This window comes from Bacillus sp. LL01 (genome assembly GCF_001037965.1).
This window is the reverse complement of sequence record NZ_LFEL01000001.1, coordinates 366,573-392,250: the sequence shown is the minus strand read 5'-3', so window position 1 is coordinate 392,250 and position 25,678 is coordinate 366,573. Positions and strand designations below refer to the sequence as shown.

The following is a 25,678-nucleotide window of genomic DNA, read 5'->3' as shown; positions in this document are numbered from 1 at the left end:
TATGTTGAATGCTACGATTACAAAACAGTTGCAATCATATACGCTTCAAGCCGGAAAACTCAAAAGAAGCTGGCATAAAGGAACAAGAAAATCGACGAGATTCGGTGCGTCCCACGATTTTTCCGATTATCGCATGTATGAGCAGGGTGACGACCTGAGACAAGTGGATTGGAATATTTATGCTCGCACCCAAAAGCATTATATTAAACGGTATCTTGATGAACAGGAATTGTCTGCTTCGATTTATCTGGATTGCACTAATTCCATGGCCAGTTCTCCTGACAAATGGAAACTTGCCAAAACGCTTACTGCATCATTTGCGTATCTGGGGCTTAGTCAGGATGACCGGATTTCAATAATCGACGTACACGGTGTACAGGCACCTTACTTATATCGAAAAGGGAAAGGGCACCTCTTTCAGATGATGCAATATGTAGAGGAGATAAAAGCTAAGGAATCCTCCTTACTATTCTCTGAAACAGTAGGAGAACATGTACAAAGGAAAAGCAGTGTATCTATTGTCATCACAGATTTGATGGAACCTCTTGACTCTATCATTCACACGCTAAAGTTAATTCAAGCCAACAGACAGCAAATTTATTTGCTGCAAGTATTGGAAGAAGATGAAGTGAGCCCTAGTTTTGATGGGGATTTTATGCTTATTGACAGTGAAACCAATCAGGAAGTCAATGTAACAGTTTCCGATTATACGAGAAAAAATTATAAAGAAAAAATGCAAAAGAGGATGGAGATGCTTGAAAGCTTCTGCTTTGAAAGGGGGATCTCATATCTAATGTGCAGTACCGCGGAGAAAGTGGAAGATATTCTATTTAAAAGGATGACCTCAAAAGGTTGGATTAGGTGATAGGAATGGGATTTACAGCACCAATATATTTTTGGTTCAGTGCATTTTTACTACTCGTTATCATGATGTATTTTTTCAGGAAGCAATATGAAATGAAATCTATTCCTTCAGTGTTGCTGTGGCAGGAATGGATGAATGAATTTGAAGCTCAAGCTTGGTGGAGGAAACTGCAACACCACCTTCTTTTATATCTCCAGCTACTGGCACTATTATTTCTTATTTTCACTTTAACGCAGCCATACTTTGAAAAGGAAGGAATTGAAGGAGACCATATTATTTTCATTGTCGATACTTCCGCTTCCATGACCGCCCTGGAAGGGGAGGAGTCACGGCTGGAATTGGCGAAGAAGAAAATGGTGCAGACATTGGATAAAGTCAATAACCAAGAGTTGACTGTGATATTGGCGAAAGAGACTCCCGAAATACTGTTGGAAAGAGGCAAATCGAAAAAAGAAGTGCTGGAAGTTGTGGAAGAGTTGCAAGCCACTTACGCTTCCGCGAATCTGATCGATTCCATTCATATGGCAAAAAACCTTCTGGGGGAGGAAAAAGGAAACATACAATTACTCACGGACAATTTCTCCAAGGAGACTGCATTGGACTTCCATGATAGCACTGCCTTCTACACACATAATTTGGGAATTACGCATGAGAATCTGGCTGTAGAAACATTCGGTGTAGCTGTTCGTGATAATAATGTAGTTGGAGTAGTTACCGTGAAAAATGAAGGGAAGGAAACTAAAGATCTCGAACTTACCATATATGATGACAAGACCAAAGTTTTACAACAGGTTTCCGAGACCGTAGAAGCGGACAAGGTAAAGACCATCTATCTTGAAAATCTTCCTTTATCCAGTATGTATAAGGCGGAAGTGAGCGGAGATGAACAATATCTTCTTGATAATGAGCAGTACACTTTCCTTGTCCAACAACAGGATCCGACCGTATATGTTCATAAAGACATACACCCCTTTGCGAGAAAGGCTGTAGAAATTGCAAGTACTAATGTCATTCACCTTTCTTCACAATCGGATGAGTTGAACAGTTATGATGGTGTTCATCTTATAAAGGGAATAACCAGAGCCGAATGGCCGGTTGGGCCGAAGTTAATATTCCTATCTTCAGAAGATGGAGGGAAAGCCACAGAGCTTTTCGGTGATGTCATTTCCTATCCCAATCACCCATTGCTGCAGTCAGTTGAAATCGAGAAGGTTTATGTGGAGAATGCATTTCAATCTGAAGACTTTAAGTCATTGGATGTGGTTGCGAGCCGTGGAGGGACACCATTGATTCTTTCCGGAACATATGAAGGCGATCCCATTATTGTCGTCACCTTTGATCTAGGTGCCAGTGATTGGCCACTGCATCCCGGATTCCCATTGTTCATGTTCCATGCAATTCAGGAATTGATCCAAAATGAGAATATGCTAGGTTATTTCTATCCCGGTCAGTCCCTGGATTATTTTCCCGCTTCCGATGTTAAAAAGGTGGAACTCTTTGATATAAAAGAAAATCTAGTATTCACATCTGATTCATTCGATCAACCGATAAGTCTTCCGGTGACACCCGGATTATATACTCTTAATGAAATCAAAGAAAACAAAACAGTATCCAAGCATCTCTATGTCTTGCTTGAGGATTCAGAAAAATCGATTCAAACGGAAGAAAGCTTTACCATATCGGCCGTTTCTTCCGCAGATGATGAGGCGCAAACAACAAGTAAGGAAATCTCCTACCTGTTTTTGGCGCTTGCTCTAGTTGTACTATTGGTAGAATGGGAGGTTTATAGACGTGGAATTTCAAATTGAACACCCTCTCATGCTTTTTTTTCTTATTCCGGTAATTTTTAGCCTGGCTTTGTTTTGGCGTAAAAAGAGACCAAAACGCAAAAAGGAATATATCATCTTATCTTTAAGGAGCATCATCTACCTTTTACTTATTCTTGGCCTTTGTATGCCGTCACTTTTGTATCCTGTGAATGGAACACATACTGTATTTCTTGTAGACCAGTCAGACAGTGTCAAACGGATGGAGGGTGAAATACTTTCCTCTATCAATGAAGCAATCAGGCATAAGAAGCAGGAGGACAGCTATAGTGTCGTCACCTTTGCAAATAGTCCGACACTAGAACGTTCCTTTACTAATCAGCTGGAGACGGTTCGGCAACTTTCAGTAAATGATAACCATCAATTCACCAATATCGAAGAGGGTTTAAAGTTTGCTGCAAATTATATTCCCGAAAATCGTAAAGGTCGAATTGTATTAATGAGCGATGGAGTAGAAACAACTGGTAACAGTGTCAGACAGTCCACCTTTCTTGCCGGCAGAAACATTGAGATTGATGCGTTAGCCTTTCAGCCTCCTAATGTGGAGGATGTATCAATTCAATCCTTCTATACACCGCAATCAAGCTTTGAAGGGGAGGCGGTTCCCTTCCAGGTGGGCTTAGTTTCCAATATGGACACGACTGCAACGTTACATATCACTCAGAATAATGAAACCATAATTAAAGAGGAGATTGCAGTAGCTAAAGGGGAAAATAATTATTCTTATTCATTCCCATTAACCGACCCTGGATTGTACACATTCAAGGCGGAAATTTTTCCCGCTGATGACAAGATTGTGGAAAACAACATTTCTCATTCATTGACACAAGTATCTGGTCAACCTAAAGTACTTATGGTTGACCAGGATGGAATCGGAGATAATGTGTTCAATGCATTGGATGTAAGTGGTTGGAAGGTGGACCGTCTTCATCCAAGTTTATTGCCAACGACACTTGGTGGCTTTCTTGCGTATGATACTATCATCTTTCATAATGTATCCGGTCACCTCCTCAGTGGTAATCAGATGGAGCTTATAGAAACAGCGGTTAGGGATTTTGGTATCGGGTTTATTATGACAGGAGGCAATGAATCATATGGCCTCGGTGGTTATTTTCAAACACCGATTGAGAAAATTCTTCCCGTGGATATGGATGTGAAAGGGAAAAAGGAAATCCCTTCTCTTGGTTTAATCATCGTTTTGGACCGATCAGGAAGTATGATGGGGGAAAAGTTTGAATTGGCCAAAGAAGCGGCAGCCCGGTCCGTCGAGCTTTTGAAGGAAGAAGATACATTTGGATTTATCGCCTTTGACACCGAGCCTTGGACGGTTGTGGAGACGGAACCAATTAAGAATAAAGATGAGGTCATTGAAGCGATCCGTTCGACAGCTCTTGGGGGAGGAACAGATATTTTCCCCTCACTAAGCCTGGCTTATGAACAATTGAATGAAATGGATTTAAAGCGGAAGCATATTATTCTTTTAACAGATGGTCAATCAGAAGACGGACCCTATGACGAAATCATCGAAGAGGGATTAACCAAAAATGTGACATTATCCACTGTGGCAATTGGTGGAGATGCAGATACTTCTTTACTCGAAGAACTGGCTGAAATGGGTACAGGAAGATTTTACGAGGTATATGAAGCAAGCGCTGTCCCAAGTATACTTTCGAGGGAAACCGCACTTACGACTAAAACATATATAGAAGACAATCCACATGTACCAACCGTATATGGTGGATATGATTGGTCAAAAAGGTTTGAAAGTGGCACGCCATTCCTCAACACTTACATTGCAACCACTCTTAAATCGAGAGCTGAACAGATCATAGCGAGTGAAAAAGAAGATCCGATTCTTGCTCGAATGAATTACGGTCTTGGCAGAACCATAGCCTGGACTTCTGACGTGTCCGGTGCCTGGAGCGGAGGATTTCCATCATGGGGGGAATGGACCGCTTTTTGGAACGAAATGGTGAATTGGTCTTTGCCGTCCTATGAACAAGGGGCATATGATATCACCACCTCTGTAAACGGAGGAAAGGCGACGCTTAAAGTGGAAGCAATAAATGAAATATTGATGCCGATATCCATATCTGTCTCCGACAACAAAGGTCAGATCATTGAAGATGCTAAGAGTAAGATGGTAGGTCCCGGACAATATGAGATTGAATTTGCAGCCCTACCGGACATCTACTTCCTCAACGTAAAACAAGAGGAGGAAGGAGAGACCGTTTCTACATTTATGAGCGGCATGGTTGTACCTTTTTCAACCGAGTTTGAACAAAGGCCAGTTAATATGGATTTATTGGAGACCATTACAACTAATCAAAACGGTAGAGTATTGGAAAATCCAAGTGAAGCGTTCCGCCCTTGGCATAAAAATGTCTATCAAAGTCAAACGGTCTGGCTGCCATTTGTTATTCTGGCTTTTTTCCTTTTGATTATCGAGATTTTCGTAAGGCGCTTTGGTTTGATTTCACTTTTCTTTTGGAAGAAGAAGGCGGATAGTAAAGACGCTAAAAAGAAAGAGAGAAAGTGGAAATTACCCGCTACAAATCGTAAATCTCTTCATTCTAAAAAACAGACTGTAACACGGGATGAACCGAAAATGGAAGAGATGCCAGAATGGAAGCCTGTAAAAGAAAAAGAACAGCCTCCTAAAGAAACAAAAGCTTCAGAGGACCGGATGAATCAATTGCTGAGGGCAAAAAACAGAAAGCGAAGATGACAGGCAGAGGGTAACCATAAAGGTTATCCTCTTTGCATTTGTGTTCCTTTCTTAAAGGCTCTTTTCTCAAAGATTGTTGCTATTCACTAGTAAAAAGTCGGCCATTGGACTTTTTACCAAGAAAAATCGGCCTTTGGGTTTTTCACAGCTTATCTATTCTGAAATAGGCCTGTAGTTCACACTGTATGCCCAGGAAAAGAGCACGACAGTAAGGAATATAACGGTTAGTTGATAAATACGAAAAAGCAACAAAGTTTACGAAAATAGCCTTCTTAAAAGAATAAGAAAGCATATAATTCTGTTGATTTCCGTTCCAGGCGCTTCGCTTTCCAGCGGGCGGTCCGTGAGCCTCCTCACTCCGTTGCGGGGTCTCCCCTGTCCCTTCCTCCCGCAGGAGTCTGCGCGCCTTCTACTACAATCAACAAGGTAATACCATTCACAGAAAGGATAACTAAAAACTATCTAAATGAGGCGATTATTCAAACATCTAATGATATTTTTTTCAAAAGGACCGGGCGGTTTTTCTAACGAAATTGTGTTATTTTTATGAATTTCAACTTGAGTTTCTTTTATCTTCCTACAAATAGTGATACGATTTGATTGGTAAATTACTTATAGGAAATAAGGTGAAGTTCTTGCGGAAAAACTGGAGATTATTACTTATTGGTCTTTGCACTATTATTCTTGCATCATGCAGTGCCAATTCTGAAATACCGGATACAACGGATTGGGAGCTGGCAAATTTTCAATATATAAACCAGGAAAATGAGGAATTTGGTCTAGAGGATATGAAAGGGGATATCACAGTAGCAAATATGGTTTTCACAAATTGTACAACTGTTTGTTCTCCGATGACTGCCAATATGGCAAGACTTCAAAGAATGGTGGAAGAAAAAAAGCTTGATGCGCATTTTCTTTCTTTCTCGGTCGACCCGGAAGTGGATAGCCCGGAAGTTCTGAAAGAGTTTGGAGAAAACTTCCAGGCAGACTTTTCAACATGGAACTTTCTAACAGGATATTCTCAAAAAGAAATCGAAAAGTTTGGTCCGAAAAACTTCAAAACGATTGTGGCAAAACCCAAAAATGGTGGAGAAGTTGTGCACGGAACAAGCATTTACTTGATCAATCAAGAAGGAATTATCATAAAAAGTTATAACGGTCTTGATGTGCCCTATGAAGAAGTGTTGGAGCACATCAAGATCCTTCAAAACCAATAGTAGTATCAGCCGGATCACTTGTTTTAAGAATGATCCGGCTGTTTCATTTCCTCTTCAACGTCTCTGCTGGCATTTAGACCATCCGTTACAATGACATGCAGTTCTTTGGAAAAAAGCTCTTTGGAAACCTCCTCATTACATGCAAGTATTTCTTTCTCGTTCGAATGTTTTTCCATCGTTATCTGCTCCTTTTAAATACAAATTAATAACAGTAAGTAATCGTAAGCTTTTGAAAAATATACTAGAGTATGTTATAAAATTAATACTGTCGTAATTCTATAGAACTACAATTCGATCCTTAAACAATAAGGAGAATGTTTAATGATGAAATTCTGGAAAATAGCCCTATTGGGTCTCATAATAGTTAGTATGGTTAGTTGTTCCTCAGAAAATTCTTCAAGCTATGTGCTGGAGAAAGCGAAAGAGCGCAGAGAAAGCCAAAGTGAAAAGCCACTCTTTAAAGATTTTTTCAAGAAAGAGGAAGAGGCTGGAAATCAAAATAAGACAATGAATATTGAAGAAAAGGAAGAAGTAACAGAGGAGTTTTTTGATCGTTCCTTCAAGCTAGTGTTTTTTGGTGACTCCTTGACTCAGGGGGTAGGTGACAAGACTAAACAAGGAGGGTTTACCACTGCTGTGCAACAGTATTATGAAAGTAAACCTTATATAGATGATGTCAGTGTGACTAATCTTGGAGTAAGGGGAAACCGTACCAATCACTTGTTAAAAAGATTGGAGGACCCTGAAGTGCAAGAAGCACTGGCAGAGGCGGATGTAATATTTATGACGGTTGGTGGAAATGACTTAATGAAGGTCATTAGGGAAAACTTCTTGGATTTGACTTTTTCCCTATTTGACAAAGAACAGAAATTATATGCAGATAGGTTGGACAGTGTATTAAGCGAGGTTAGAAGTCACAATGACAGCAGTAGGATATATCTTGTTGGATTGTTTAATCCCTTTTATCAATTTTTTCAGGAAATAGATGAAATGAATGAGGTTGTTACAAATTGGAACGCTACCTCTGTTTCCGTTTTGGATGGGTACCCTAATACTGCCTACGTTCCGATCCAGGATATTTTTATTGATCCTAAAGAGAATCTTCTTGACGATGACCAGTTTCATCCCAATGAAAAAGGGTATCAGTTAATAGGAAATAATATTATTGAAGAAATTAAACGTTTTAATGAGGATAGTACAGCGGAAGAAATGTTAGATGAAGAGTAGTGGAGAGGATTATGGTGAAAAGAGTAATTAATTGGAGAATAGCATTTATTAGTTTGCTTATTATTAATATTCTGATTGCGGGAGCAGCCATCTTTATGGTATTTCTGCCAAAGCATTCGAGTTTCAAGCTGAACGGCAATGGCGATGATAGAAAAAGGGTGGCATTCAACATCCAATCTGATAAGGAAGACCTTAACGAACTTATTCGTTATTATCTTGAGAGAGAAACAAGAAGGCCGTTGAACTATGAAGTGACATTGACAGATCGAGTGGAACTAAGGGGAGAAATGAAGGTATTTGAAAGAGAAATCCCCTTGACAATGACATTCGTACCGGAAGTACAAGAGAATGGAGATGTCGCTTTAAAGCAGGACTCCATGTCTATCGGCAGATTGCAAGTACCAGTTTCTATGGTACTTAAATATGTTGCAGATAACTATCCTCTACCACCCTGGGTGAAGATCATTCCAAATGAGCAGAGTATTTACGTTGCACTGCAAGAATTGGAGTTACAAAGTGATACCAAAGTGGAATTTACTAAATTTGATGTAGAAAATAATGATATTAGATTCCGATTGTTGGTTCCTGTAGAGGATTAATTTAAGTGAAAGGCTTTTCAAATGGTCGAGGTTGATCATTTGGAAAGCCTTTTTTATATTCAGTTAAGAGAGTATAAAATTTTGTTAATCTCCGTTTCAGGCGCTTCGCTTTCCAGCGGGCGGTCTGGGAGCCTCCTCGGCAAGCATGCGGGATAAAAAACCACCCAAATTTTTAGGAACTGGGCATTTGCCTTTACCATTAGACTCTGTGTGAATACATTAAGTATTAGGAAAGAAGGGGAGGTGTAGAGCATGAGTGGTTCTGGTTACGGATCGGGATTCGCGTTAATTGTTGTTCTGTTTATTTTATTGGTGATTGTTGGTGCAGGGATACTTCACTGCTAGTTACCATGCATAAATGAAATTATTTGTAGAGGAGGTGACAGCTATGAGTTGGTGTGGTTGCGGTTACGGTCAAGTAGCAGGTGCAGGATACGGCGGTGGTTACGGAAGCTCTTTCGTGTTAATCGTAGTATTGTTTATTCTTCTTATCATCGTTGGCGCTGCTTGGTGCTAATCTAATTGTAGAACAAAATGCTCAATCAGTCACTGATTGAGCATTTTGTTTTTTTAAAAAAGATAAGAAAGTATAAACTCTGTTGATTTCCGTTCCAGGCGCTTCGCTTTCCAGTGGGCGGTCCGGGAGACTCCTCGGCAAGCATGCGGGGTCTCCCCTGTCCCTTCCTCCCACAGGGAGTCTGCGCGCCTTCCACTGCAATCAACAAGGTGGTTTCATTCATCGAAAGGATAACTAAAAACTATCTTAAACAGGTGAATGGTTTCTAGCTGTGGATTGGAGCAAATGGTGAAGACTCCTTGAAAATGCGAGCATTTTCAGCGTGCGATGTATCGCTGCCGTAGCCTTCCTTGTCCTACGGGGGAGTAGCGACAATCTTGAGACCCCGCAGGCGAACGCCGAGGAGGCTCAAGGTCGCCCCGTGGAAAGCGCAGCCATTTGCGGAAAGGAGCAGCGGAGGCTAACTCAATATCTAGCATTAAAGGACCGGGCGGTTTTTCTTAATCCATGCTCCTTATCAGGGAACAAGAAAAATAGCTTCAAGTCCTGGGTTACCATCAACAAGACCTACTGCAACGATGGTATATGCGAGATCAGGCTTTAAGCTGACACGGTTAAGTGGCAGGACGACATCTTTTGTTCCTGCAAGTTTAACTTCTAAATCAGCGGTCATAGGCGTCAACCCAAGATATTCCGAAAGCTCTGTGAAAGAAATGTCTGAGAAAACCACATCTCCTTTTTTCACAGCAATGTCTACTGATGGGGCATCTGGAGATAGATGCCAGAAACGTAATTTTGATTCGCTTTGTGGTAGAGAAGGTTCATCTTCAATCACTATAAATTGCAATTTATCTCTGCTGCCAGCTATAGCCAGGGTATAGGCGGTATCCGGTGAAAGTTGAATAAATCCGGAAAGAAGAGGGGAACCTGTTGTCCTAGATTGATTGATAGAAATCTGCATGTCAGTTTGTAGTGATTCGATATAACCGCTACTGTTCGTATAACGGAGGTCTCTGAGTACAGGGGTATTGTTGATAATTACGTCCAAGTCAGGTGTGCCCGGTGAAGCATGTAAAAACCTTATTTTTGGCAAGGTACCAGGGTTCGAATTATCTTTCTCCCTATTTTGTCCATAATATAACCACTTCTGAATGTGGAGGAAGTGCAATTTATAAAAGTAGATATGCTTTTCCGGGTCCACATATTTGAAGTAATCAGCAAGCATTTGGTATTGCACTGCGCAAAAGAAATGATCATCATTGGACATCTACGTCTCAACACCTCCAATAACTTCTGTTGGTACATGGATATGCAAAGGAAATTCGATTATTAACCTTAGTTAAATTCTTTTTATTTGAAGGCATCCACTTTAGAGGTGTGTTTAGTAATATGGATTCAGTGGTAAGTTAATGGAAGACGAACCAAAAGGGGGCAAATAGGATGGAAGAATTTGAAAGCATTATTAAGAGCGATGTGGCCTTGTTTTATGAGGATAGAGGTGTCGGGCAGACGGTCGTGCTTCTTCATGGTTTCTGTGGGTCGCATGGGTACTGGAAATATGTGATGGAAGAATTGTCTCAATATTACCGAGTAATCGCCATCGACTTAAGAGGTCACGGCCAATCTACTGTCTCAGAAGATTCTTTTAGCATCGATGATATGGCTGATGACTTGAAACTGTTACTGGACAAGCTGGAAATTGAACGTTCATCCATTATTGGACACTCCCTTGGTGGTTATGTCGCATTATCATTTGCAGAAAGATATGAGCAATATATTGAAGGGTTGGGTCTTGTTCATTCCACAACATTTCCAGATTCAGAGGAAGGGAAAAAAGGGAGAGAAAAAGCGATAGAAAAAATTCAGTCAAATGGAATCAATGGATTTATTGATGAGCTGGCTAAAAAGCTGTTCTCCCCGAAGAATTTTGAACCTTTCAAGGGTGAAGTGGAGTTTACAAAGTCAATTGGATTTTCAACCAAGAAAAATGGAGCAATCGGTGCACTTGAAGCAATGAAAAATAGAGCCGACAAAACGGAATTTCTAAGTGAATTTACAAAACCACTTTTGCTTGTTGCTGGAAAAGAAGATCAAATCATCCCGCCCGAAAAGACATTTGTAACTGAAGGGGATCATGTAACACAGGTTCTTCTGGATGAATCCGGTCACATGGGAATGCTGGAGGAGCCACAAGTTATCATAGATACCTTGAATAGATTTTTATCTGATACAAAAAACAAGTAAAAAGGATAAAAGGCCTCAAACGAGACCTTTTATCCTTTTTTGTATTCTGCGTGCTTAATAAAGGTTATTTCCTCATCAACCTGTCCGCAAGTGGCACATTGAATTTTTTGGGAGGGACCCTTATAGGGAATATGAAAAGGATCTGTGCTACCGGATGTATATTCCTCCACCACTTCACCCGATTGTGGGTTCAACTTAACGGACTTTGCCACTTGTTCAATAATATTGAAACGTGAACGGTTTGTTTTACAATTTGGACATAGATAAGGGGATGTCATTATTATTCCGCCTCCTTTTCCGTTAGGTTTTTCAGAAAGGTTTACTTTTATGCCAACAAATAAAAAGCTTGTCCAGAGATATTGAATCTCTTTCTGGACAAGCTCAAGTTCCTTCTGTTAGGCAACTTTTTTATCTGGTAGATCATTAGCATCTAATTCAAAGTCCGTTTTGCGGGCAGCAATTGCTTTAACATAAAACAACCCGATAATGACAATGGTGAACATTGCAGCACCGATATAGGAAGCTTCGATCGGCAAACGGAATCCGATAGGAGCGTTCAGGATATAAGTTGTTGTAGCCATTGTCATAAATATTGCAGGAATCATGGCGATATAGTATTGCTTTCTGGCAATGAAGAGATACATCGCTCCCACCCATAAGGCAATGACAGCTGTAGATTGGTTAGCCCAAGAGAAATATCTCCACAATAATTCAAAATCAATGTTCGTTAAAATAAATGAGATAATGAAAAGTGGAACTGCAATCCATATCCGGCTTATAATTTTCTTTTGAGAAAGATTGAAATAATCTGCGATAATCATACGAGCACTTCTAAATGCCGTATCTCCAGATGTGATTGGAAGAATTATAACACCGATGACAGCCATCGTACCCCCAATTGCACCTAGCATTGTAACGGATACTTCACTTACTACTGCACCAGGTCCGCCATTTGCCAGAATTTCACTTAGGCCAGCAGATCCGTTGAATAGGCTCATACCTGCAGCAGCCCAGATCATGGCAATGATACCTTCTGCAATCATCATGCCATAAAAGATTCGACGTCCTTGCTTTTCATTTTGAGTCGTTCTTGAAATGATAGGCGTTTGTGTTGCATGGAAACCTGAAAGAGCTCCACATGAAATCGTTAAGAACAATAACGGGAAGATAGGCACGTTATCAGGGTGCATGTTCGTAAAACTTAATTCAGGAATAGGAGCGCCTGTAATGACAAGTGATGCTCCGACACCTAATGCACTAATTAACAATAATGCTCCGAAGATCGGATATAATCGGCCAATTACCTTATCAATAGGTAGCATGGTTGCGAAAATGTAATAGATGAAAATTACTAAAATGATAACAGCAAGCCCAATGCTTCCGTCAGCAAGTGTATGAATCAAGCCAGCTGGTGCGGTTACGAAAACGGTTCCAACCAAAAGCAGAAGTAAAATGGCAAAAGCGTTAACCGTATGTTTCATGAATTTACCGAGAAATTTCCCCGCCAATTCAGGTAAATGCGCTCCACGGTTTCGGATGGATATCATCCCGGTCAAGTAGTCATGGACAGCTCCTGCAAAAATACATCCTAATACAATCCATAAAAATGCCACAGGTCCGTATAGTGCACCTAGAATTGGTCCGAAGATCGGTCCAACGCCTGCAATGTTTAATAATTGAATCAAGGAGTTCTTGTGTTTCCCTAATGGGAGATAATCTACCCCATCCTGATTAGAATAAGCTGGAGTTTTTCGTGTATCGTTAATTCCGAAAACTCTTTCTACAAATTTTCCATAAATGAAATAACCTAAAATAAGCAAGATAATACCTGCAATAAATGTGTACATGAATGATGACCCCTCTCTGTTTTTTGGAGTATCATCATTATAGGATGAAAAGGCTTACATTTGGAGGAACTATGTTCAAGATGTATGTAAAGAGAAATAACATGTCAGTTTTGAGCACTGACATGTTAGAGTTCAAGTTTATTTCTGAGAGATTTCACATAATTTCTACTTACTGAAAGCTTTTCGGTGCTGTTTGTAAGTTCGAGCATATAGGCTCCATTGAACCATGGGATCAGTTTTGAAACATAGTTTAAGTTTACAATATAGCTTTTATGGATTCGAAAGAATGGGTAGCTGACTAGCCTTTCTTCCAGGTCTTTCAAGGCGAGCTTTGATTCAAAGTTTGCTTCCTTAGTCTTAATACGGGATATCCTGTCATCACGGCTGATATAAAGAATGTCCAAAGGATTAAGATAATAAATTTCATTATCATGTTCTACAGCAAGTTTTGAGGAGGCGGTAGCAGGTAATACCTCCTTACCTTCATACAGAAGCTTATGAAGACGGTGTATGGTTTCTTCTAGCTGTTCCTCCTCATAAGGTTTCAACAGGTAATCGACGGCTTCGTATCGAAAAGCTTCCACAGCAAAGTTTGGATATGCTGTTGCAAAAACAATGAGGGGTGACTTTTTCAATTCTTTCAAATGCTTGGCAACATCCAGCCCATTCATTTTCGGCATTTCGATATCCAGAAAAACGACATCCGGCTGATGTTGCATACATGCTACCAGCGCGTCTTCCCCAGATGCTGCTTCTCCTACAATCTGTATGGAATCATATCCTCCCAGCAGGTGTTTTAATTCATCGCGGCTATACCGTTCATCATCCACTATTATGGTTTTTAGTTTATTCATTTGGCAATTCATCCTTGTTTAATCTTTTTGGAATACTGAAGGAAACGGTGGTACCCTTGTTTAGCGCACTATGAAAATTCAATTTGGACTCGTTTCCAAACATCATTGTCAACCTCTTATTGATATTATACAGTCCCACCCCTGTTCCGGTAGTGGATGAAACTAGTTCCTGACCAAGTAAGGAAATTCGCTCCTTAGACATTCCTATCCCATTATCGGTAATAGAGATAGAAATATCCGTCGGTAATTTCTTAATTTGTATATAGATATGACCATTTTCTTTTAAATCCTTAAGTCCATGCTTGACGGCATTTTCCACGATAGGTTGTAGAGATAGGGGAGGTACCAGAAAAGGCATGGCAGAGTCCTCCACATCATATTGCACGGAAAGGCGGTCTACAAATCGTGCTTCTTCTACAGAAAGATATGCCTGTACATGTTTTAGTTCCTCTTGCAAAGTCGTCCATTTTTCAGTTGTTGCACTAAGATTCTGACGGAAGAAACGGGACAGGGAAACAAGAAGCATTCTCGCCTTCTTCGGATCTGTCCTTATCAAGGATACAATCACGTTTAAAGAGTTAAACAGGAAGTGTGGACTTATCTGAGCTTGAAGTGCCTTTATTTCCGCTTCTTTCGCTAGTTTGGAGGCCTTTTCAGCATCCGATATTTCCAACTGATGGCTCATTAGTGAGCTGAGCCCTTTTATGAGTTGAATAACGACATTATCGATATCCTTTTCAGAAGAGAAATAGAACTTGAGTGTTCCTACCGTTTCTTCCCTCTTTTTTAATGGTGCAATTACAACGGCACCTAATGGGCAGGTTGAGTCCTGGCATTGGATGTCGTTTTTACCGGCCACCAGAAGGTTTCCAAGCTCAAGTACTTGCTTAGTACTATATGTCTGAATGGGTGAGAGGGGACGGTGGTGATCATTTCCTATGCCTACATGGGCAAGGATCTGTTCCTTATCTGTCATGGCAACAGCACTTGCGTTCACTTCATTGTAAATGATTTTACACGTTTCCTCAGCTGAGTCTATATTTAAGCCTTTCCGGAGATGAGTGAGCGTGTTTTCGGCAAGTGACAACGCTTTTTGTGCTTGAACGGCTCCTACTTTTTCCTCTTCATTTACCACTGCCAAAATGATCAGGAAGAAGAGGGCAGAACCAACTCCATTTGCCAATATCATGGGTAGTCCGATGCTTTCAACAAGACTCAATGCTCGCTCAAAAGGCTGGGACCCGATGAGGATAATGCCCATCTGTATCGCTTCCGCCAATGCACCAGTTAATAGGGCTACCGTTACACTAATCCGTTTTCCCTTGTATTTACTTCTTATAAAGCCTGCTAGCAATCCAGCTACAATGGCGGAAAATCCACAGGAAAAAGCAGTGAACCCACCTAAACTCATGCGGTGGATACCTGCTATCAGCCCGGCACCAATTCCCACTTTGTATCCACCAAGAAGACCGGCCATCACGATACCAATTACACGGGAATTAGCAATTGCTTCCGATTGATTTAATTCCGTAATCCACCGGTTGAAGCCCAAAGTTTCCGTACTGAAGGTTAGCCCTGTGTATGTACCTATTATTCCGAAGAAGCCAAAGAAAAGAATGGCATAAAATTGCTGATCTCGTCCTATCTGCTGCCTGTTAATTAGTTGCCTGAAAAACGGAAGTCTTGTCATGATGAAGGCCACTGTTACAATGATTCCAAGCCGTTCGAGCATAGTAAGTAATAATTCAAACATTCGTTCACGCTCCAAAGGTTTTTCGTGATGTGATAATGGTAGCATATCCAATGTCTTAGGTTAAGATTTAACTCATGAATGTGGGTCCAAAAGAAAAAAGCGTAACCCACCTTTTGATTGGATTACACCTACTGCGAGGATAGCAAAGTTTCTGATGAGCTGTATAGAAAAATCCTCAATTCCTATTCTGCTTGAAGTGTGCCTGTATTTGCCCTTTAAGCATTTGCTTCTTCCAATTTTCATTCTCTTTTTCTTTCTTTTTCCACTCTCTGCGTATTTCGTGTGTTTGTACGCCTTCTTCCATTTGGTTGGCGATCTCCATGAGACGCTCTACATCAGAGAAGGAATATTTCCTGATGCCTGAACCGGAGCGGGCAGGGAATATCAACTTCCGTTCTTCATAATATCTAATCTGCCTTTCAGATAAACCTGTAAGATCGCGAACAGTGCCGATTGAGATGACTTTTCTCTCTCTTAAAGAAGGGTCTTCCTGTGTCATGGCGATTCACATCCTATTCTACATCTCTTATTGTTATTATAGTACAAATGAAGATAATGTTCCTGTCTGTTTGTTAGAAACTCTTACACCCAATTGATGAATTATTATTTTTTCATGTTAAAAGTTCTTACATATTTAAGGTCTCATCAGCAAATTTAAACTAAGATAACCTAAAGAGAGGTGAGGCGAATGTCTAAAGTTCTAAAAAATGCCATTAATGAGGCGAGAGAGTTCTATATTCATAAACTTATTGCAGAAGGCTATTTCCTGGATCAAGGACTTCTTTCCTCTTACACGTTAAGTGAACTCAAAAAGGAATATACAACATTGATTACTAAGGGGAGGGATCAAGGTGGAAGCAAAGCAACTAACCGACTCGCTGAAATTGGCGATAGACATCATCAGATTGGATTGTGAACGTGATGAAATTTGGGAGGAACTACTTAGGGCGGAAGGTGATCGAGCATTTGAATTATTAAGATATGTGCAAAATAACAGATAAAGCTGACTCCGAATAGTGGAGTCAGCCTTTTGGTGTGGTGAATTTGCAATCCGTATCTGTGTTTCCGTAACCATCTAATTCTGAAGATAGTGGCTGTATAAATAATAGAGATAGCGGTCACAGGAGATAGAATCCTTATTGTGGAAAATAATATAATGATGTCTCTTAGCCCTCACTTTATCTCGTTGAGTTAGAAACAACTTCGCCAAATGGGTGAAGGAAGGTCTTGCAACATAATCAGTAAGGTAGGCTGGCTGGTCACTGTCCGGCTTTCTTGTACCATTCAAAAATTCAATGATATAATCCGCATCTTTTATTCCTAGCCCGTGACCAAAATACTTGCCATCACCCATCACCACCGCATTTTCACCTCTCCACCAGAAGGTCTGAGGGTTGAAATCAGGATTCTTGAAATAGACTACATCACCAGGTATGAAGTGGTATGTGTCTGTGGATTGCATGACCAGATCAGGATCGAAATGCCAGCTGTATAAATAGAGGTCTTGAAAATAATTGTTGAAAACTCGTTCGCCAATCGTGTTAAGAATGGCATGATAATAGATGATTACTTTTGCTGTAGCGCATTCGAAAGCATATTCCTGACTGTTGGTGAAAATATCGGAAATGGCATCAGATGGCTTTACGTCCTTTCTTATTAAAAAGCCGCCTGTATCCGTCAACTGCCAATAATCCGGATTGCTTTGAGACCCTGCGAATGTTTCAAAGCGGGATTCCCCCTTTTCCATAAGAGCTGCACTGGCAACAATATTATTCCTTAAGGCGATTTCGAACCTCAATTCTCCCGGACTATCATAGGAGTGAATATCAGGATCTTCATTCAAACGTTTGAAAATAGTTTCTTCCAATCCCTCTAGTGGAAAAAGGGAGGTATCCGTAACAGACTCCCCTGATATTAGAAGCATAATATCCCTCTTTTCAAAGATACTGATTTTGAGCCATTACTAAGGCAGTTTTCTTTCGGCTTTATAGGTTGATCGTTTCTTTCCGCTGCAGTCACTCGCTTTCCGCGGGGAGGGCCGGGAGCCTCCTCGGCCTGCGGGGTCTCCCGTTTCCCTCTACCCCCCGCAGGAGTCGAGTGCCTTCCGCTCCAATCCACTCGTTTGTCTAACATTTTTCTGTAAAACGTTACGAAAACAGCCATTACTAAAAAGGATATTCGAATTTCAGCCATTCAATGAATGAATTACGACAGAACAAAATATGAGGGCACTGAAAAACTGAAGACGAATTGTTTTTAATGGTTTCTAGCTGTGGATTGGAGCAAATAGCGTAGACTCCTGCAGGGGAGTAGCGACAATCTTGAGACCCCGCAGGGCGCAGCCCGAGGAGGCTCAAGGTCGCCCTCTGGATAAGCGAAGCTATTTGCGGAAATCAACAGCGGTGTATACCAAAGAACTAAAATTCAGTACTTTTTCAGTGGCCTCCAAAATATAAGCCCCCTTTTCTAGGAGATAAGGGGGCTTTAAAGGGTTAGCTTTTCTCTAACGATGCCAGTTGTTCTTTTAACGAATCAATGTTCAGATTCTCCCCGATAATTACGAGGTTCAGTGGTACTTTTACAAGTTCTTTCAAATATAGTGGTGTCCCGTAGGAGTATTGAAAAAGGTAGACGCCGCTTGAATGCTCAAAGGAAAGATAACCCTTGATACGGTACACAGAGTCAGGCAGATTCCTGAGCCAGTTTTCAAATTCATCCAAGTCGATCTGTTTGGAAAACTGATAAACAAATGTTTTTAAATGGAGCGCCTTGTTGACATGGGCACCTGAATGACTGCCTTTTTCTATCTGTTTCGTACGCTTCCAGCTGTTCTCCGGTATTTTTGCATAAGTGGTAAGCAGTGTGGAGGCATGAGGATTTATGGACTGTAATTCAAACAAAATGCTAGACACTTGTCCTTCACTTATCAAATCTGTCTTATTCAAAATCAGCATATCCGCATGTTTTACTTGCTCTCTAATCAGTTGCTTCACTTGTACAGATAAGCTGCCACGGTCTTTCCATCTTAGAACATCTAATAGGGTAATGATACGGGCTTCAGAGAATCTTTCCGCAAAAATGGGGGAAAGAACCGTATCAAGAACTTCTATAGGATGGGCAGCACCGGTGGTTTCTATATATATAGCGTCGAGCTCTTTATCCATCAACAATCCCTGCATCGTGGATTCCAATTTCTCCTGAATGGTACAGCAAATACAGCCGTCAAAAAGCTCGGAAAGAGGGGTATCCTCAGGTACGGAGTCAGAATCGATGGAAACCTTGCCGAGTTCATTCATGACTACCGCCACTTTTCGGTTCTCCTTCTGCTCCTGTTGCAGCATTTGTGTTAACAGTGTGGTTTTTCCGCTGCCGAGAAACCCGGATAATATGTAAACTTCCACTTTCCTGCTCATTTATTGAAACCTCCTGATTGGTCAAAAAATTACCATGTTCATTTATCCATTTTATCATACAAACTGATAACCTGAAATCCAAGCATACCATTAGGAATTTAACGTTGTTATTGCTATAATTCATCTAAATTATATTGTAAAAGGTGGGAAAAGGATGACTGCAAAACTTGAAATGGCAACTTTTGCCGGAGGGTGTTTTTGGTGTATGGTCAAACCTTTCGATGAACAGGACGGCATCGAAAAGGTGATTTCCGGCTATACGGGAGGACATAAGGAAAACCCGACATATAAAGAGGTTTGTTCAGAAACGACCGGACATTACGAGGCGGTTCAGATTACTTTCAATCCAGAAGTTTTCTCTTATGAAAAACTGTTGGATGTTTTTTGGAGCCAGATTGACCCGACAGATGCCGGAGGACAATTTCACGACCGCGGTGGCTCCTATCGTACTGCCATCTTTTATCATTCTGAGGAGCAAAAAATGATTGCTGAAAAATCGAAGCAATCCCTTGAGGAAAGCGGCAGGTTTAAGGATTCGATCGTTACAGATATTCTTCCTGCGAAGCCTTTTTATCCTGCGGAAGAATACCATCAAGACTATTACAAGAAAAATCCTTTCCGTTATAAAATGTATCAGGCAGGTTCCGGAAGAGCCTCATTCATAAAAGAACACTGGAAAAAAACGAATGCGGAACTGAAAAAGAGGCTTACCCCCATGCAATTTGAAGTAACACAAAACAACGGCACAGAGCCACCTTTCAAAAACGAATTCTGGAACCATTCTGAAGAAGGAATATATGTGGATATCGTTTCTGGAGAGCCCTTGTTCAGTTCATTGGATAAATACGATGCAGGCTGCGGATGGCCAAGCTTCACTAATCCAATTGATAAAGAAACGATTAAGGAAGAAATGGATGTCACTCATCGCATGGTCCGAACAGAAGTACGGAGCAGGGAAGCAGACTCTCATCTTGGACATGTATTTGAAGATGGACCTTTGGAACAGGGCGGACTAAGATATTGCATCAACTCTGCCTCCTTGCGATTTATTCCTGTGAGTGAGCTGGAAAAAGAGGGATTTGGAGATTACCGAAAGCTATTTCATTCATAAAATATTTCCGGAAAAGAGAAGTGCGCTTGCACTCCTCTTTTTTTTTGTCAAAATTCAACAAAATAGCAGAATTATTGCAGGATAATGGTAGGGGTATGAAGAATATATTAAAGAATTCTTATAGAAACAGCATGCTAGATTATTTAGCAGCAATCTAAAAAAGATAGAGGCAGGACAATGAAGTGGGGGATTTTTCTATGTCGGTATTAAGTGCGAAAGAGTTGAAGTTTCAAGATTTGATCAACAAGAATAAACTGATGTTTTTTGTCATTTTTATTTCTTATGGAGCAGGGCTTCTGGTGAACATCCTAGTTCCAGCTGCCACGGTGATAACCGTGACATTATTGGTAGCTTTATGCTTGGGCCTCGTATTATTTTTTCTGACAAAGTGGAATAGCTGGTTTCATCATGTGGTGCCGTTCTTCACAGTCGGTGTAACATTTACAGTATTTTTTATAATTTTGATATACCGTGGTGCATCCATTTCCGGATTCATTCTGCCTTTTTTTGTTTTGATGCTGGCTACGGTCTATTTTAACCGCAATGTGTTCATTGTCGGGGGCATTGGAAGCTTGTTGTTGTTCGGATATTCTCTATGGTCTTTCCTAAATGGTAATCTGATGACAGAGGGGCAGTTGGGCAATATCATCCTGTTGTTCTTTTTACTGTTTGTCATTACCTTTGTACAAGTAAAAATAGGGAAGAACCTGTTTGCCCAATTTGAAGCGATTGTAAATAATATGCAATCTGTCAGTGAAAAGAGGCAAAGACAACAGGAAGCTTATCAACAAGATGCAATGAAGCTGATAGACCATGTCAATAAGGTGCATGAGCGACTGAGTATGAATATTCAATCTCAACGGGAAGTCACCCAAACCATCCAGGAGCTTTCAGTCGGCAGTCAAAAACAGACCGATCAGATAAGCGGGATTGCAGAGCTAACAAATGATGTATCCGGCTTGATGGATAATATTGTCGACAGGTCCAACAACTTGTATCTTACAACAAATACGACCAAGTCGACTGCCGAACAAGGTAAAGTGCTGGCTGTTGAACTCCAACAGAATATGAGCAGCTTTTCCCAGGACGTCAAGGAAATGGATGCAATATTCCAGGTGCTGACAGAAAAGATTGATGAAACGAACAATCTGACCCAACATATTAAAAACATTACTGAGCAGACAAACCTCCTTGCTCTTAACGCTTCTATTGAGGCTGCCAGAGCAGGGGAGGCAGGAAGAGGGTTTGCTGTAGTGGCGGAAGAAATACGAAAGTTAGCTACGTCCACTGGAGATACAACTAAGGAAATTACTGAAAATCTTTCTTCCCTGCAACAAACAAAAGAAGAGGTGTTACGCCAACTCCAACTTAACATTTCTAAAATGGGGAAAAATTTGGATGCCACGAATGAAGTGAATCAATCCTTTCACCAAATCAGTGAAACGTTGTTCAGCCTATTGGCAGATGCGCAACAATTCCGTGATTTTGCTGGTACGGTAAAAGAAAAAACAGCCAATACCGATTATTATACAAGTGAATTTGCTGCCCTTATGGAAGAGGCAACAGCCGGTCTCGAGGAGATCAGTGCAAGCGTTGAACAAGTAACTAATGATAATAATCAAATTGAGAGCACCCTTAAGAGTATGGTCCTAATTATTGATAAAATGGAGAATCGGCAGTAGATATTTTTTAAATATGGGCAAACGCACATACAGGACAGCCACCTAGTTCATAGTGTAGAAGTGTAAATAATAAACAGGAGTGATGACCATGCACGATTACTGTTACTACACTTGTGGACCATGCGGCTATCCATCTCAAGTAGCGCCAGCACAGGGCTGCGGGAATACATTCGTTTTGATCGTAGTTCTATTCATTTTGTTAATAATTGTTGGAGCTTGTATTTGTAAGTAAGTAAGAAAACCAGTAGGGGTATAAGATACAAGGAAACAGCCTAACCGATTTCGGGGGCTGTTTTTTTAAAAGGCACTTTTCTCAAAGATTGTTGCTATTCACCAGTAAAAAGTCGGCAATTGGACTTTTTATCGCTTATTGACTCTAAACTAGGCATGAAGTCTATCCTGTATAGCTAAGAAAAGAGCACGATAGCAAGGAATATAACGGTTGGTTTATAAATACGAAAAAGCAACAAAGTTTACGAAAAAAGCCTTTTAAAAAGAATAAGAAAGCATATAATTCTGTTGACTTCCGTTTCAGGCGCTTTGCTTTCCTGCGGGCGGTCCGTATTCCTCCTCACTCCGTTGCGGGATCTTACCTGTCCCTTCCTCCCGCGGGAGTCTGCGCGCCTTCTACTACAATCAACAAGGCGACTTCATTCATCTAAAATTTAACGAAAAGTCATTAAATGGAGTTTTTTGAATAAAGCATTAACGTTTCGTTCTTGTAATTTCTAGCTGTGGATTGGAGCAAATGGCGAAGACTCCAGCGGGGGAGTAGCGACAATCTTGAGACCCCTAAAGCGTTGTGAGGAGGCTCAAGGTCGCCCCGCGGAAAGCGTAGCCATTTGCGGAAAGGAACAGCGGCAATAAACCTAACAACTAAAATTTTCAGATAAGGACCGGGCGGTTTCTGCCCGGTTTTTTTTGTATCTTTCATGGCAGCCTATTTATTACGAAAGATTTCGTTCTATTGAACATAGAATGAAAGTAAGCTAGCTCTTCAACCGCTGGATTTTCAAAGCCTCATGAACGGGGAGGTTCCCTATTGCTAGTAAACGGTTACAGTACGCAACTGGAAAGGAGTAATCGTTTATGGATCAATCTTATCTTATTAAGCCTTTACTAGATAAAGAGTACCCGGTTATCAGCCATGGAAGCGGTGTGTTTCTTTATGATTTCAACGGTAAGAAGTACTTGGATGGTTCTTCCGGTGCGGTAACGGCAAGTATTGGTCATCATGTACAAGCCGTTATTGATGCGATGGCAGATCAGGCGAGTAAAGTGTCTTTTGTCTATCGCTCCCAATTCACCAGTGTACCAGCGGAGAATCTTGCCACCAAATTAATGGACATTGCTCCTGGTGATATCAACTGGTCATTTTTCGTTAATAGTGGAACGGAAGCCGTTGAAACAGCAATGAAGATTTCCATACAGTATTGGCAGGAAGTTGGAAAACCTGACAAAAATCAGATTATATCCAGGTGGAAAAGCTATCACGGCATTACGATAGGGGCTTTATCCTTATCAGGTCATGCGGAACGGAGAAGAAGGTTTGAGGATCTATTAGAAAAGTCACCTGTCGTAGAACCGCCATATTGCTACCGTTGTCCCTTTAATCTGGAATACCCTTCTTGTGGTCTTAAGTGTGCAGATGATTTGGAACGGGCAATTCTGGAAATAGGTGCCGAAAATATTGCGGCTTTTGTAGCGGAGCCGATCATTGGTGCAGCCGCTGGAGCCATCTGTCCTCCTGAGGGATATTACCAGAAAATTGCTGAGATCTGCAAAAGCTACGAAATTCATTTTATAGCCGATGAAGTTATGACAGGAATCGGTAGGACTGGGAAGATGTTTGCGATGGAGCATTGGGGGGTGACTCCTGACATCATTAGCATAGGAAAGGGAATGAGTGCAGGATACTCACCAATCGCAGCAACCTTGGTAAGCGATAGTATCATAGAGAGCATCCTTAAAGGGTCAAAGGTAATCATGAGCGGACATACCTATAGTGCCAATCCCCAATCGTCAGCTGTGGCACTGGCAGTTCTGGAATATATAGAAAGACAGGACCTTGTTGAAAATAGTAGAGTTATGGGCGTGTACTTAAAAGGGAAGCTGCAGCAATTGAAAGCAGAATTCCCGTTTATTGGAGATGTAAGAGGAAAAGGTCTTCTACTGGGACTTGAAATGGTGGAGGATAACTCGACTAAATATCCATTCGCGAATGAAAAAGCTGTTACAACAAGGCTTGTGGAGTTGGCTCAAAAAAATGGACTGTTAATCTATCCGGCAACAGCGGGAATAGAGGGAGTTGGAGGGGACGCGGTCATAATCGCCCCTCCACTTTCCATAAATAAGAAAGAAATCGATGAACTGGTTTCCATCCTAGAACTGACACTTAAGGATCTTCAGGGACTATTGTAAGGGGTGACAATGGATGGGAAAAGTGGAAAATACGTTTAGCAAAATGGTGGAACTGGAATATGTTACTCGCCTTTTTTTTGATGGAATGTCCTTGATGTTCGGAGGGTTTGGAGGAGTAGGGACACCTCCGAAACTTGTAGATCTTATTTTGGAAACAAGAGTCAAAGACTTGACACTTATCGGTAACGACGCTGGTTTTCCCACAATTGGAATCGGGAAGGTTGTATGTGCTGGTATGGTGAAAAGGTTAATTGCTTCCCATATCGGTTCAAACCCAGTAGCTGGTCGGTTGATGACAGAAAATGTACTTGAGGTGGAATTCAGTCCACAGGGGACACTGGCAGAAAGAATCAGGTCGGGCGGAGTGGGGTTGGGTGGAATACTAGTCGATGTTGGAATTAACAGTGAGATTGTTACCCAAAACAAACAGATCGTCTCTTTAGGTGGAAAAGAGTACATCTTGGAGCCCGCTCTCACCGCAGATTTGTCCATTGTATATGCCAAAAAGGCCGACCCGTATGGAAATCTTGTATTTGATAAAAGTGCAAGGAATACTAACCCACTTGTAGCGATGGCCGGAAAGAAAACGATTGTGGAGGTGGAAGAATTCGTTCCACTAGGCTACTTGGATCCAGAAGAGATTGTTACACCTGGCGTGTATGTGGATTATATGATCCAAAGTGAAGGGGTGAGCTGGTCATGGGTATGGGAAAAGACATACGGAACTTGATTGCCAAAAGGGCTGCAAAAGAAATTGAAAATGGAATGGTAGTAAATTTGGGGATTGGCATTCCTTCCTTGGTTCCGAATCACTTGCCAGAAGGAACCAATGTGTTTTTCCAGGCGGAAAATGGGGTCTTAGGGATGGGCTCCACTCCTTTACCCGGTGAAGAGGATGAAAACCTGTGTAATGCAGCCGGCTTTCCGGTGACAATTCAAGCGGGGGCTTCCTATTTTGATAGTGCGCTTGCCTTTGGTATGATCCGTAAAGGAAAACTAGATATTACGATATTAGGTTCCCTTCAAGTAAGCGAACAAGGTGATCTTGCAAATTGGATTGTTCCAGGAAAAAGGGTTCCTGGAATGGGAGGAGCCATGGAGCTTTCCCAAAAAGCGAAAAAGGTTATCGTGCTGATGAGTCACACTGACAAGTATGGCCACCCGAAATTGGTGAAAACCTGCAGCTTACCAATAACCACTCCGGCTTGTGTAGACCTGATTATTACAGATTTGTCCGTGTTTGAAGTGGCCAAGGATGGGTTGTTCCTTCTTGAGCTAATGCCTGGCGTTACTCTCGAACAGGTCAAGAAAAGTACCGAAGCACCATTTGAACTATCACCTGCATTCACATAGGACATTATGATGATCAGGAGG

At 41.2% G+C, this 25,678-nt stretch carries 26 protein-coding genes and 1 pseudogene; 17 read left to right on the top strand and 10 right to left on the bottom strand.

What is annotated here, in order from left to right:
* Position 1: 1 nt before the first annotated feature.
* The 4 genes from AB685_RS01915 to AB685_RS01900 all read left to right on the top strand — a co-directional run bounded on the left by AB685_RS01915 (position 2) and on the right by AB685_RS01900 (position 6,636).
* Positions 2 to 865: a DUF58 domain-containing protein gene (locus AB685_RS01915; RefSeq protein WP_047968858.1), complete on the top strand. Its 864-nt coding sequence runs from the start codon at positions 2 to 4 to the stop codon at positions 863 to 865.
* Between the two features lie 5 nt (positions 866 to 870).
* The gene (locus tag AB685_RS01910; protein WP_047968857.1) at positions 871 to 2,673 is read left to right on the top strand and encodes a VWA domain-containing protein; all 1,803 of its coding nucleotides are present in this window, start codon (positions 871 to 873) and stop codon (positions 2,671 to 2,673) included.
* On the top strand, positions 2,657 to 5,419 hold the full coding sequence (locus AB685_RS01905) for a VWA domain-containing protein (protein ID WP_053073696.1): 2,763 nt from the start codon (positions 2,657 to 2,659) through the stop codon (positions 5,417 to 5,419). The genes AB685_RS01910 and AB685_RS01905 overlap by 17 nt, the downstream gene beginning before the upstream one ends.
* A 635-nt stretch (positions 5,420 to 6,054) precedes the next feature.
* A complete protein-coding gene (locus AB685_RS01900; protein WP_047968856.1) occupies positions 6,055 to 6,636 on the top strand; it encodes an SCO family protein in 582 nt (193 codons plus the stop codon).
* A gap of 23 nt (positions 6,637 to 6,659) precedes the next feature.
* Here AB685_RS01900 and AB685_RS31170 read toward each other — a convergent pair whose 3' ends face one another.
* Complete coding sequence (locus AB685_RS31170) at positions 6,660 to 6,812, bottom strand: hypothetical protein (protein WP_157860688.1); 153 nt, start codon at positions 6,810 to 6,812, stop codon at positions 6,660 to 6,662.
* Between the two features lie 145 nt (positions 6,813 to 6,957).
* Here AB685_RS31170 and AB685_RS01895 point away from each other — a divergent pair, with 145 nt between their 5' ends.
* From AB685_RS01895 to AB685_RS30060, 4 genes are all read left to right on the top strand, one after another.
* Positions 6,958 to 7,863 (top strand): SGNH/GDSL hydrolase family protein, encoded by a 906-nt coding sequence (locus tag AB685_RS01895; RefSeq protein ID WP_053073695.1) that lies wholly within the window; start codon positions 6,958 to 6,960, stop codon positions 7,861 to 7,863.
* A gap of 11 nt (positions 7,864 to 7,874) precedes the next feature.
* The gene (locus tag AB685_RS01890) at positions 7,875 to 8,462 is read left to right on the top strand and encodes a YpmS family protein (protein ID WP_047968855.1); all 588 of its coding nucleotides are present in this window, start codon (positions 7,875 to 7,877) and stop codon (positions 8,460 to 8,462) included.
* A 252-nt stretch (positions 8,463 to 8,714) separates the two neighbouring features.
* A complete protein-coding gene (locus AB685_RS30065) occupies positions 8,715 to 8,807 on the top strand; it encodes a YjcZ family sporulation protein (protein WP_082153461.1) in 93 nt (30 codons plus the stop codon).
* A 43-nt stretch (positions 8,808 to 8,850) separates the two neighbouring features.
* Complete coding sequence (locus AB685_RS30060; RefSeq protein ID WP_010193870.1) at positions 8,851 to 8,979, top strand: YjcZ family sporulation protein; 129 nt, start codon at positions 8,851 to 8,853, stop codon at positions 8,977 to 8,979.
* Between the two features lie 517 nt (positions 8,980 to 9,496).
* On the opposite strand, the gene AB685_RS01885 is transcribed toward AB685_RS30060, so the two are convergent.
* Positions 9,497 to 10,246, bottom strand: a complete 750-nt coding sequence (locus AB685_RS01885; protein ID WP_047968854.1) for a DUF4397 domain-containing protein — start codon at positions 10,244 to 10,246, stop codon at positions 9,497 to 9,499.
* A gap of 173 nt (positions 10,247 to 10,419) precedes the next feature.
* Here AB685_RS01885 and AB685_RS01880 point away from each other — a divergent pair, with 173 nt between their 5' ends.
* The gene (locus tag AB685_RS01880) at positions 10,420 to 11,223 is read left to right on the top strand and encodes an alpha/beta hydrolase (protein ID WP_047968853.1); all 804 of its coding nucleotides are present in this window, start codon (positions 10,420 to 10,422) and stop codon (positions 11,221 to 11,223) included.
* A gap of 29 nt (positions 11,224 to 11,252) precedes the next feature.
* Here AB685_RS01880 and AB685_RS01875 read toward each other — a convergent pair whose 3' ends face one another.
* The 5 genes from AB685_RS01875 to AB685_RS01855 all read right to left on the bottom strand — a co-directional run bounded on the left by AB685_RS01875 (position 11,253) and on the right by AB685_RS01855 (position 16,176).
* The gene (locus AB685_RS01875) at positions 11,253 to 11,501 is read right to left on the bottom strand and encodes a hypothetical protein (protein ID WP_047968852.1); all 249 of its coding nucleotides are present in this window, start codon (positions 11,499 to 11,501) and stop codon (positions 11,253 to 11,255) included.
* A gap of 117 nt (positions 11,502 to 11,618) precedes the next feature.
* On the bottom strand, positions 11,619 to 13,070 hold the full coding sequence (locus AB685_RS01870; RefSeq protein ID WP_047968851.1) for a carbon starvation protein A: 1,452 nt from the start codon (positions 13,068 to 13,070) through the stop codon (positions 11,619 to 11,621).
* 125 nt (positions 13,071 to 13,195) lie between these two features.
* Positions 13,196 to 13,924: a LytTR family DNA-binding domain-containing protein gene (locus AB685_RS01865; protein WP_047968850.1), complete on the bottom strand. Its 729-nt coding sequence runs from the start codon at positions 13,922 to 13,924 to the stop codon at positions 13,196 to 13,198.
* The gene (locus AB685_RS01860; RefSeq protein ID WP_047968849.1) at positions 13,917 to 15,677 is read right to left on the bottom strand and encodes a sensor histidine kinase; all 1,761 of its coding nucleotides are present in this window, start codon (positions 15,675 to 15,677) and stop codon (positions 13,917 to 13,919) included. Before AB685_RS01860 ends, AB685_RS01865 begins: the two co-directional genes overlap by 8 nt.
* A 175-nt stretch (positions 15,678 to 15,852) precedes the next feature.
* Positions 15,853 to 16,176 carry a MerR family transcriptional regulator gene (locus AB685_RS01855; RefSeq protein WP_047968848.1) on the bottom strand — a complete coding sequence of 108 codons (324 nt, stop codon included), beginning with the start codon at positions 16,174 to 16,176 and terminating at the stop codon, positions 15,853 to 15,855.
* A 189-nt stretch (positions 16,177 to 16,365) separates the two neighbouring features.
* On the opposite strand from AB685_RS01855, the gene AB685_RS01850 reads away from it, so the two are divergent.
* Positions 16,366 to 16,593, top strand: a complete 228-nt coding sequence (locus AB685_RS01850; RefSeq protein ID WP_047968847.1) for a Fur-regulated basic protein FbpA — start codon at positions 16,366 to 16,368, stop codon at positions 16,591 to 16,593.
* Between the two features lie 159 nt (positions 16,594 to 16,752).
* On the opposite strand, the gene AB685_RS01845 is transcribed toward AB685_RS01850, so the two are convergent.
* The gene (locus tag AB685_RS01845) at positions 16,753 to 17,601 is read right to left on the bottom strand and encodes a protein-glutamine gamma-glutamyltransferase (RefSeq protein WP_047968846.1); all 849 of its coding nucleotides are present in this window, start codon (positions 17,599 to 17,601) and stop codon (positions 16,753 to 16,755) included.
* Between the two features lie 568 nt (positions 17,602 to 18,169).
* Complete coding sequence (locus AB685_RS01840; protein WP_047968845.1) at positions 18,170 to 19,090, bottom strand: GTP-binding protein; 921 nt, start codon at positions 19,088 to 19,090, stop codon at positions 18,170 to 18,172.
* A 154-nt stretch (positions 19,091 to 19,244) separates the two neighbouring features.
* Between AB685_RS01840 and msrA the strand changes: the two are divergent.
* The 4 genes and pseudogenes from msrA to AB685_RS30050 form a co-directional block, all read left to right on the top strand.
* Positions 19,245 to 19,766, top strand: a pseudogene (gene msrA / locus AB685_RS31980) (peptide-methionine (S)-S-oxide reductase MsrA); the annotation flags it as partial.
* Positions 19,752 to 20,201, top strand: a complete 450-nt coding sequence (msrB, locus tag AB685_RS31975; protein ID WP_277814272.1) for a peptide-methionine (R)-S-oxide reductase MsrB — start codon at positions 19,752 to 19,754, stop codon at positions 20,199 to 20,201. The pseudogene msrA and the gene msrB, both read left to right, overlap by 15 nt.
* Before the next feature lie 197 nt (positions 20,202 to 20,398).
* The gene (locus tag AB685_RS01830; protein WP_047968843.1) at positions 20,399 to 21,883 is read left to right on the top strand and encodes a methyl-accepting chemotaxis protein; all 1,485 of its coding nucleotides are present in this window, start codon (positions 20,399 to 20,401) and stop codon (positions 21,881 to 21,883) included.
* 88 nt (positions 21,884 to 21,971) lie between these two features.
* Positions 21,972 to 22,115 carry a YjcZ family sporulation protein gene (locus tag AB685_RS30050; RefSeq protein ID WP_128755783.1) on the top strand — a complete coding sequence of 48 codons (144 nt, stop codon included), beginning with the start codon at positions 21,972 to 21,974 and terminating at the stop codon, positions 22,113 to 22,115.
* 447 nt (positions 22,116 to 22,562) lie between these two features.
* Here AB685_RS30050 and AB685_RS31625 read toward each other — a convergent pair whose 3' ends face one another.
* Entirely contained in the window at positions 22,563 to 22,817 is a 255-nt protein-coding gene (locus AB685_RS31625; protein WP_198530439.1) for a hypothetical protein, read from the bottom strand.
* 155 nt (positions 22,818 to 22,972) lie between these two features.
* Here AB685_RS31625 and AB685_RS01825 point away from each other — a divergent pair, with 155 nt between their 5' ends.
* The 3 genes from AB685_RS01825 to AB685_RS01815 are packed head-to-tail and all read left to right on the top strand — an operon-like array spanning position 22,973 to position 25,657.
* Complete coding sequence (locus AB685_RS01825) at positions 22,973 to 24,304, top strand: aspartate aminotransferase family protein (protein WP_047968842.1); 1,332 nt, start codon at positions 22,973 to 22,975, stop codon at positions 24,302 to 24,304.
* Positions 24,305 to 24,317: 13 nt separating this feature from the next.
* Positions 24,318 to 25,034 (top strand): CoA transferase subunit A, encoded by a 717-nt coding sequence (locus tag AB685_RS01820; RefSeq protein WP_047968841.1) that lies wholly within the window; start codon positions 24,318 to 24,320, stop codon positions 25,032 to 25,034.
* Positions 25,004 to 25,657, top strand: coding sequence for a 3-oxoacid CoA-transferase subunit B (locus AB685_RS01815; RefSeq protein WP_047968840.1), 654 nt, complete (start codon positions 25,004 to 25,006; stop codon positions 25,655 to 25,657). Before AB685_RS01820 ends, AB685_RS01815 begins: the two co-directional genes overlap by 31 nt.
* The last annotated feature ends 21 nt before the right edge of the window (positions 25,658 to 25,678 follow it).